Below are 7,942 nucleotides of genomic sequence, written 5' to 3'. Positions count from 1 at the left end.
GGCCAGCGCCGCGGCATCGCGCAGCCCCAGGTTGAGACCCTGCCCCGCAATCGGATGGATGCCGTGCGCGGCGTCGCCGACCAGGACGATGCGGTCGCCAACGATCTGCGCGCTGTGATGGAAGCCGAGCGGATAGGTCATGCGCGGCGCGACCAGTTCCAACGTGCCGAGAATATCGCCCGCGCGCTTGCCGAGTTCGGCAAGGAAGCCCCGGTCGCCCAGCTTGGCGAAACCCGGCCCGTCCTGTTCGGATACGGTCCACACGAAGGCCGAACGATGCCGCCCCTCGGCATCATCGACGAGCGGGAGCAGCGCGAAGGGCCCCGAGGGGAAAAAGATTTCGTGCGCGACCTGATCGTGCGGGCGCGAATGCGCCACCGCGCCGATCATCGCATGATGATGATAGGACCAGTTGGCGATCGTGAAGCCCGCCGCGTCGCGGGTGGGCGAACGACGCCCTTCGGCGACGATGAGCAGCGGCGCCGCGAGCCGCGTGCCGTCGGCGAGGGTCAGCGTGACGCCATGCGCATCGACATCGCGCGCGACCACCTTCGCCGGCATGAACAGCCGCACCAGCGACGCTTCGGCGAGCGCTGCCGCAAGCGCGAGGCGAAGCTGGCGGTTTTCGACCATCGTACCAAGCGCGGGGGCATCCGCATCGGCGACGAAATCGAGTTCGCCCGCCTGTCCCCCGTCGCTGACCTTGATCGCGCGGATCGGGCAGCCCTGGGGTGCGAGCCGGTCGGCGAGCCCGAGCACGCCGAACATCTGCCACACCGCGCTGGCGATCGCCGAGGCGCGGCCGTCGAAGCCGGGCGCGATCGTCGAGCTGCGGCGCTGGGAAGGACGCGACGACGGCGAGCATCTCTCGCTCGCCCTGCGATCGGACCTTGCGGTTGCCGACCAGATATCCGCGCGCGGTGCAACCTGGCTCGACCGCGAACTGGTCGCGGCGAGGCCCGTAGCAGCAACCTCGGGCTTCGGCATCGATGTTCGCCGCGCCATGGCCGCGCGCGCCGAGTTTCTCGCGGGTGAAGGCCTCGCGAGCCGTCGGGACGGCAAGCTCGTACTGGCGCCCGATCTCATCGAAACGCTGAGGCGGCGCGACCTCGAGGCGGCTTGCGAGACCATCGCCGCGCGCACCGGGCTCGCGCATCGCCCGCCGGCCACCGGCGACGCGGTGAGCGGGACCTACCGCGAGCGCGTGTCGCTCGCCTCGGGGCGCTTCGCGATGATCGACGACGGGCTTGGCTTTCAACTCGTGCCCTGGCGCCCGGCGCTCGACCGGCACCTCGGCCAGCATGTCACCGGCACCGCCACCGCGGGCGGCATCGACTGGAGCCTTGGCCGCAATCGCGGGATCGCAATCTGAGAAAGGATGAACGATGAGCGACAGGATATTATGGGGCCAGATCTTCGCGGTGCTGCTGATCGTCGTCGCGGCGGTCTGGACCGCGACCCAATCGACGGCGGAGGCGCTCGGATTTCAGGCGGCGCTCGGTGCCCCCTGGTTCCGCATCGGTGACTATCCCGTCTATCCGCCGCCCGCCTTCTTCTGGTGGTGGTTTGCCTTCGACGCCTATGCGCCGCCGATCTTCTACCGCGGTGCCGCGATCGTCACGCAGGGGGAGGGCTTCGCCAACGTCCTCACGCAGTACGACGAGTTCGCGTCGGGTGCGCTGTTCGACACGAACGACCTGCCGCCCTTCTCGCTGCAGCTCGACAAGATGGTGGCCCGCTTCTGGACGACGGGTCCGCAGCGGGGGGCGCCGCGCCTGTTCGAGGCGTCGGGCACGTACCGCGAGGGCGTCGACGGCCGCGAGAAGCCGTACGAGATCCGCGTGAACCATCCGTTGAACGTGGGGGGCACGTCGGTCTTCCTCGTCGGGCAGGGCTACGCGCCGGTCGTGAAGATCACCGACGCGAAGGGCGACGTCGTGTTCGACGGTGCGGTGCCGTTCCTGCCGGCCGACGGCACGTACACGTCGAACGGCGTCATCAAGGTGCCCGACGCGCGTCCCGAGCAGCTCGGCTTCCAGGGGTTCTTCCTGCCCACGGCGGTCTCGAACGGCACCGAGGAGGCGTCGGTGTCGGCGTTCCCGGGTGCCGTCAACCCGCTGCTCGGCCTGTTCGTCTTCCATGGCGACCTCGGGGTCGACGACGGGCTGCCGCAGTCGGTGTACGTCCTCGACCAGGACAAGCTCGAGCAGTACAAGAACGCCGACGGCTCGAACTTCCGGGTGAGCCTGAGTCCGGGGCAGGAGGCCGACCTCCCGGACGGCGGCACGATCGAGTTCACCGACCTGACGCTGTTCGCTCGGTTCCAGATCGCGTCGACGCCGCTCGTCTGGCTGCCGCTCGGCGGCATCAGCATCGGCATCGTCGGGCTCGTGCTGTCGCTGGCCGTGCGGCCGCGGCGCACCTGGGTCCGTGCACGTCGGGTGGGTTCGCGTACCGTGGTGGAGGTCGCCGCCCTCGACCGCGTGCCGCGCGACGACCTCGGCACGAGCCTCGAGGACCTGCTGGCGCAGCTGCGCAGCGGCCTCGGCGACCCACCGGACGACCCGGAGAAGGAGCCCCGATGAACCTCGCCGACTACACGCAGGTGTCGAACTTTGCCGTCACCTCCGGCATGATCGTCGTGGCGCTGGCGTTCCTCGCGTACGTGGCCGAGTGGGGCTTCGCCCGTCAGGTCGTCAAGGAGGAGCAGCCGGTCGCGGTCGGCGCCGGCGGCGTCCCCGCGGAGCCGGTCGAGCAGGAGTCGGCGAGCCGCTCCGACGTCCTGCGCTCCGTCGCGTACTCGCTGACCGTGCTGGGCACCGTCGTGCTCGGGCTCGCGATGGTCACCCGTGGTCTCGCGTCGCAGCGTGTGCCGTGGGGCAACATGTACGAGTTCGGCGTGGGCGGCGCGTTCATCGCGCTGCTCGTGTACGTCGTCGTCGCGCGCGTGTCGCCGATCGAGTGGGTCGGTGGCATCGTCACCGGGTTCGCGCTGGCGGTGCTGGGCCTGGCGGTCTCGACGTACGTCGAGCCGGGTCCGCTCGTGCCGGCGCTGCACTCCTACTGGCTCGTCATCCACGTGGCGGCGGTGATGATCGCGGGTGCGTTCTTCCTGCTCGGCACGGCGGCGTCGGTCATGTACCTGGTGCGTCAGCGGGCGGAGGACAACGGCACGGTCGGACCGCGTCTGTCGCGCTTCCCGTCGGCGGCGGTCATGGACCGGTTGGCCTACCGCGTGATCGCCGTCGGCTTCCCGCTGTGGACCTTCGGCGCCCTCATCGCCGGCCCGATCTGGGCGCACTACGCGTGGGGCCGCTACTGGGGCTGGGACCCGAAGGAGGTCTGGGCCTTCATCACCTGGGTCGTCTACGCCGGCTACCTCCACGCCCGCGCCACCGCCGGCTGGAAGGGCAAGCGCGCCGCGATGATCGCGATCGTCGGCTTCGCCACCTTCGTCACCAGCTACTACATCGTCAACCTCTTCGGCTCCGGCCTCCACTCCTACGCGAAGTAGTCCGCCGCCCCTCCTGCCCTCCCCGCGTTGTGGACACTTGCGGGGCGGTGTGTGAGGTCGGAATGCCCCGCAAGTGTCCACGACGAGGAGTCGCGTCGGCCGTCCACAGGGGTAGGTTGCTCGGACGGGCGGGCAGGGCCAGCGTCGGGGCATGGATCTTCCACGCGATCGACCGTTCACGCTGCGCGAGGCGCAGGCCCGTGGTGTCAGCCGCGACGTCCTGAGAGGGTCACGGTTCCGACGCCTGCACCGCGGCGTCTACGTGCGGTCCGACGTCCTTCTCACCTGGCGGGTCAGGATCGTCGCGGCGCTGCTCGTGCTGCCGGCCGACTGCGTCGTCAGTCACCTGACCGCCCTGAGGGTGTGGGGCTACGACACCGGCGGTGACGACGTGGACCTCTCCACTCGGACCGCGCTCCGGTCGAGGCTGCCGGGGGTCGTGCTCCACCGTCGTCTGCACGCGATCCCCAGCACGACCGTGGCGGGGATCCCCGTCACCCGGCCGGAGCGCACCTTCGTCGACTGCGGCACCCGTCTCGGGTTGGTGACGCTCGTCCAGGTGGCCGAGCACCTCCTGCGTGCGACGTCGTGCACGCGCGAGGGGCTCGAGTCGTTCTGCCACGCGCAGCACCTGCACGGCGTGACGCGGACGCGCCGGGCCATGACCATGGTGCGAGAGGGGTCGGAGTCGCCGATGGAGACGCTGCTGCGGCTCATGCTGGTGTTCGCACGTCTGCCGGAGCCGCAGGTGAACGTCGACGTCCTCGACGAGCGCGGTCGGTTCGTCGCTCGCGTCGACCTGCTGTACCCGCGGTGGAAGGTCGTGGTCGAGTACGACGGGCGCCACCACGAGACCGACCGCGCGCAGTGGGCACGCGACCGGCGACGTCGTGAGGCGCTCGAGGCGCTGGGCTACCGCATCATCGTCGTGGCTGCGGCGGACCTCGCCGCGCCGAGGCAGGTGCCGTGGCGCGTCCACGCCGCCCTCGTCGCTCGCGGGTACACGGGCCCTCGTCCGGTCACGAGCGTCCAGTGGCTCAGGTGGTTCACCCGCCCCGCCGTTCTGGACACTTCAGGGGGTCGGAGCGCCGCCTGAGCGCCCCGCAACTGTCCAAAAGTTGCTGGCTGGCGCTAGAGGCCGCGGAGGTAGTCGGGGTCGTCGTCGGGGCCGCGGGTGGGGGGACGGCCGCCGGGCCAGCCGTAGCCGGAGTCGCGCGGGGGGCGACCCTTGCGCGACTGCGTGCCGAGGAACATCCACGCGAGGGGGCCGACGAACGGCAGCAGGATGACGACGAACCAGGCGGGCTTCGGCAGCCCGCGGACCTGCTGGCGCGGCGTGGCCAGGAGGTCGAAGAAGGCGTACACGAGCAGCACGACGGCGACGATCGCGATCAGTGCCTTCCCCATGGCGCCACCGTACCTGCGGCCCTCAACCCGCGCCGCCCGAGCGTCGCCGCCGCGGCGACGACCGTCGCAGGCCTGCAACGGGTGCCGACGAGGGGCTTCTCGGCGCCGACTAGGCTCGACGCATGAAGGCGTTCTGGAGGTACACGCTCGCGCGGCTCAGCGTCCTGGCCGTCACCTACCTGCTGCTGTGGGGCGTCGGGCGCACCTTCCTGGAGTTCGACGAGCTCACCAACCTGCTCGTGCTGCTCGCCGCCATGATCATCTCCTCCGTCATCTCGATCTTCCTGCTCGCCGGCATGCGTGAGCAGGTCGCGCTCCAGCTGCAGGAACGCGCCGAGCGCATGACGTCGCGCATCGAGGAGTCCCGCAGTGCCGAAGACGTCGACTGAGGTCCGCGCCTGGATCGACGAGGCGATCCGTCGCGTCGAGGCCGACGCCAACCGCAGCGCCGACACGCACCTGCACGCGCTGCCCGTCGCCACCCCCGACGTCGACCTGTACCTGAAGGACGAGTCGGTGCACCCCACCGGCAGCCTCAAGCACCGGCTCGCGCGGTCGCTGTTCCTGCACGCCCTGTGCAACGGGTGGATCGGGCCGGGCTCGACGGTGGTGGAGGCCTCGAGCGGGTCGACGGCCGTCAGCGAGGCCTACTTCGCCCGCCTCGTCGGTCTCCGGTTCGTCGCCGTCATGCCGGCCGCGACGAGCGCGGAGAAGGTCGCGCTCATCGAGTGGTACGGCGGACGCTGCCACTTCGTCGAGAACGCGGCCGACGTGTACGACGAGGCGCGCCGGGTGGCCGAGGAGTGCGACGGCCACTACATGGACCAGTTCACGTACGCCGAGCGGGCGACCGACTGGCGTGGCAACAACAACATCGCGGAGTCGATCTTCGAGCAGATGTCGGCCGAGCGGCACCCGGTGCCCGCCTGGGTGGTCGTCAGCGCCGGCACGGGCGGCACGTCCGCGACCATCGGCCGCTACCTGCGCTACCGCCGCCACCCCACGTCGCTGCTCGTCGCCGACCCCGAGAACTCGGCGTTCCTCGACGGCTGGGAGCAGGACACGTCCGACGTCGTCACCGGGGTGTCGTCGCGGATCGAGGGCATCGGTCGGCCGCGGGTCGAGCCGTCGTTCGTCGGCGGTGTCATCGACGACATGCTGCGCGTGCCCGACGCGGCGTCGATCGCGACCATGCGCTGGACGAGCGACCGGCTGGGCCGTCTGGTGGGTGGCTCGACCGGCACGAACGTGTGGGCGTCGCTGACCGTCGCGACACGCATGCGGGCCGCGGGAGAGAGCGGGAGCATCGTCACCCTGCTGTGCGACGCGGGGGAGCGCTACCTCAGCAGCTACTACGACGACGCGTGGCTGGCCCAGCGCGGCATCGACCTCGCGCCGTGGACGCAGCGGCTGGCCGAGTACGACGCGACCGGGCTGCTGCCGGACGTCGTGTGAGCACGGTCAGCTGACCTCGACCAGCGTCCACGACTCGACGGCCCCGTCGGCGAGCACCAGTCGGCCGACGGTGCCGTGCGGCTGACGTCGCTTGTCGGTCGGCGAGCCGGGGTTGAGGATGCGGGGCCCGGCCTCGTCGGTCTCGTCCCACGGGATGTGCGAGTGCCCGAACACGACGACGTCGGCGTCGGGGAAGCGTCGCCGCATCCGCCGGACGCGACCCTGCTTCTGGCCGGCGTCGTGGATCATCGCGACCCGCACGCCCGCGAGGTCGAGCTCGAGGGTCTCCGGCGCGCCCCACGCCGCGACGTCGGCCCCGTCGTTGTTGCCCAGCACGACGTGCACCGGCGCGAGGGTCGCGAGCTCGTCGAGCACGGACGGCCGGCAGACGTCGCCCGCGTGCAGGACGAGGTCGACGTCGCGCAGCTCCTCGGCCACCCGCTCGGGCATGCCCTTCCAGAACCTGGGGGCGTGGGTGTCGGAGACGACGCCCACCACGAGCCTGCCCCGGTCGGAGGTCATCGGCCGAGGACGAGCCCGAGGGCGAGGCCGGCCGACCAGAGCAGCTCGGCGACGCCGGTGGCCTTGAGGACGGGGACGAGCGCCGGTCCGCCGGCACCCGAGAGCACGGCCCGCAGTGCGGGGGCGGCGGGCAGCAGGCCGGGCAGGGCGAGCAGGGCCCAGGGAGTGGCGCCGACGGCCAGCGCGACGGCGAGCACGGCGCTGAGCCCGACGAGTGCCGCGTAGAACTGGCGCGAGCGGGCGTCGCCGAGCACGACGGCGAGCGTCCGCTTGCCCGCCTCGACGTCGGTGGGGATGTCGCGCAGGTTGTTGGCGACGAGGATCGCGCAGGCGAGCGCGCCGACGCCGGCGGCTGCCGCCCAGGCCTCCCACGGCAGCCCCTCGACCTGCACGTAGACCGTGCCGAGGACGGCGACCAGCCCGAAGAACAGGAAGACGCTCACCTCGCCGAGCGCACGGTAGCCGTAGGGGTTCGGGCCGCCCGTGTAGGTCCAGGCCGCGCCGAGGGCGGCGACGCCGACGAGCAGCAGCCACCACGTCGTCGTGGCCGCGAGGGCCAGGCCCAGCAGCGCGCCGAGGCCGAGGAAGCCGAGCGCGGCGGCCTTGACCGCCGAGGGCCGGGCCAGCCCCGACCCGACCAGCCGCAGCGGACCGACGCGGTCGTCGTCGGTGCCGCGGATGCCGTCGGAGTAGTCGTTGGCGTAGTTGACGCCGACCTGCAGCGCCAGGCTGACCACGAGGGCCAGGGCCGCCTTCCACCACACCGGCTCGTCGACGTACGCCGCCACGGCCGTGCCCGCGAGCACCGGCGAGACGGCGGCCGGGAGGGTGCGGGGCCGGGAGCCGGCGAGCCACTGTCCTGGGGTTGCCACGAGCAGCCATTCAACACGGTGGACCGGGGGCGTCCCGGCACGGGCCGACCCAGGCGTCGCGGCTAGCCTCGTCGTCAGTGTGATGGTGAGGCTCGCCGCTAGCGCGGTGGTTGGATCCTGAGCACCTGTCGTCTGGCTCTTAGCCTCGTTGCCGCCTTCGGGTTGGCGAGCA

General features: G+C 71.5%; 10 protein-coding genes. 6 read left to right on the top strand and 4 right to left on the bottom strand.

The annotated features are described in order from the left end of the window. A partial coding sequence (locus tag A6Q79_RS06865; protein ID WP_317697311.1) for an FAD-dependent monooxygenase occupies positions 1-768 on the bottom strand: 768 nt, incomplete at its 3' end. On the opposite strand from A6Q79_RS06865, the gene A6Q79_RS06860 reads away from it, so the two are divergent. The 4 genes from A6Q79_RS06860 to A6Q79_RS06845 all read left to right on the top strand — a co-directional run bounded on the left by A6Q79_RS06860 (position 704) and on the right by A6Q79_RS06845 (position 4,610). After that, positions 704-1,372, top strand: coding sequence for a DUF3363 domain-containing protein (locus A6Q79_RS06860; protein ID WP_317697308.1), 669 nt, complete (start codon positions 704-706; stop codon positions 1,370-1,372). The genes A6Q79_RS06865 and A6Q79_RS06860 overlap by 65 nt on opposite strands. A 13-nt stretch (positions 1,373-1,385) precedes the next feature. Next, complete coding sequence (locus tag A6Q79_RS06855; protein ID WP_317697305.1) at positions 1,386-2,585, top strand: cytochrome c biogenesis protein ResB; 1,200 nt, start codon at positions 1,386-1,388, stop codon at positions 2,583-2,585. Continuing rightward, positions 2,582-3,514: a c-type cytochrome biogenesis protein CcsB gene (ccsB, locus tag A6Q79_RS06850; RefSeq protein ID WP_067854559.1), complete on the top strand. Its 933-nt coding sequence runs from the start codon at positions 2,582-2,584 to the stop codon at positions 3,512-3,514. Before A6Q79_RS06855 ends, ccsB begins: the two co-directional genes overlap by 4 nt. 151 nt (positions 3,515-3,665) lie before the next feature. After that, positions 3,666-4,610, top strand: a complete 945-nt coding sequence (locus tag A6Q79_RS06845) for a DUF559 domain-containing protein (RefSeq protein ID WP_286689716.1) — start codon at positions 3,666-3,668, stop codon at positions 4,608-4,610. 35 nt (positions 4,611-4,645) lie between these two features. On the opposite strand, the gene A6Q79_RS06840 is transcribed toward A6Q79_RS06845, so the two are convergent. Next, positions 4,646-4,921 carry a PLD nuclease N-terminal domain-containing protein gene (locus A6Q79_RS06840; protein ID WP_067854565.1) on the bottom strand — a complete coding sequence of 92 codons (276 nt, stop codon included), beginning with the start codon at positions 4,919-4,921 and terminating at the stop codon, positions 4,646-4,648. Positions 4,922-5,043: 122 nt separating this feature from the next. Here A6Q79_RS06840 and A6Q79_RS06835 point away from each other — a divergent pair, with 122 nt between their 5' ends. Both A6Q79_RS06835 and A6Q79_RS06830 read left to right on the top strand, forming a co-directional pair. After that, on the top strand, positions 5,044-5,310 hold the full coding sequence (locus A6Q79_RS06835; RefSeq protein ID WP_286689715.1) for a DUF4229 domain-containing protein: 267 nt from the start codon (positions 5,044-5,046) through the stop codon (positions 5,308-5,310). Then, positions 5,291-6,376 (top strand): PLP-dependent cysteine synthase family protein, encoded by a 1,086-nt coding sequence (locus A6Q79_RS06830; protein WP_286689714.1) that lies wholly within the window; start codon positions 5,291-5,293, stop codon positions 6,374-6,376. Before A6Q79_RS06835 ends, A6Q79_RS06830 begins: the two co-directional genes overlap by 20 nt. A 6-nt stretch (positions 6,377-6,382) precedes the next feature. Here the strand turns inward: A6Q79_RS06830 and A6Q79_RS06825 are convergent, their stop codons facing one another. Then, positions 6,383-6,898, bottom strand: a complete 516-nt coding sequence (locus A6Q79_RS06825) for a metallophosphoesterase family protein (protein ID WP_286689713.1) — start codon at positions 6,896-6,898, stop codon at positions 6,383-6,385. Continuing rightward, a complete protein-coding gene (locus A6Q79_RS06820; protein WP_317697292.1) occupies positions 6,895-7,770 on the bottom strand; it encodes a 1,4-dihydroxy-2-naphthoate polyprenyltransferase in 876 nt (291 codons plus the stop codon). The genes A6Q79_RS06825 and A6Q79_RS06820 overlap by 4 nt, the downstream gene beginning before the upstream one ends. Positions 7,771-7,942 lie beyond the last annotated feature (172 nt).

The sequence above is a fragment of the Aeromicrobium sp. REDSEA-S32_B7 genome, assembly GCF_001626145.1.
Taxonomy (GTDB): domain Bacteria; phylum Actinomycetota; class Actinomycetes; order Propionibacteriales; family Nocardioidaceae; genus Aeromicrobium; species Aeromicrobium erythreum.
This window is presented reverse-complemented; position numbering and strand designations above follow the sequence as displayed.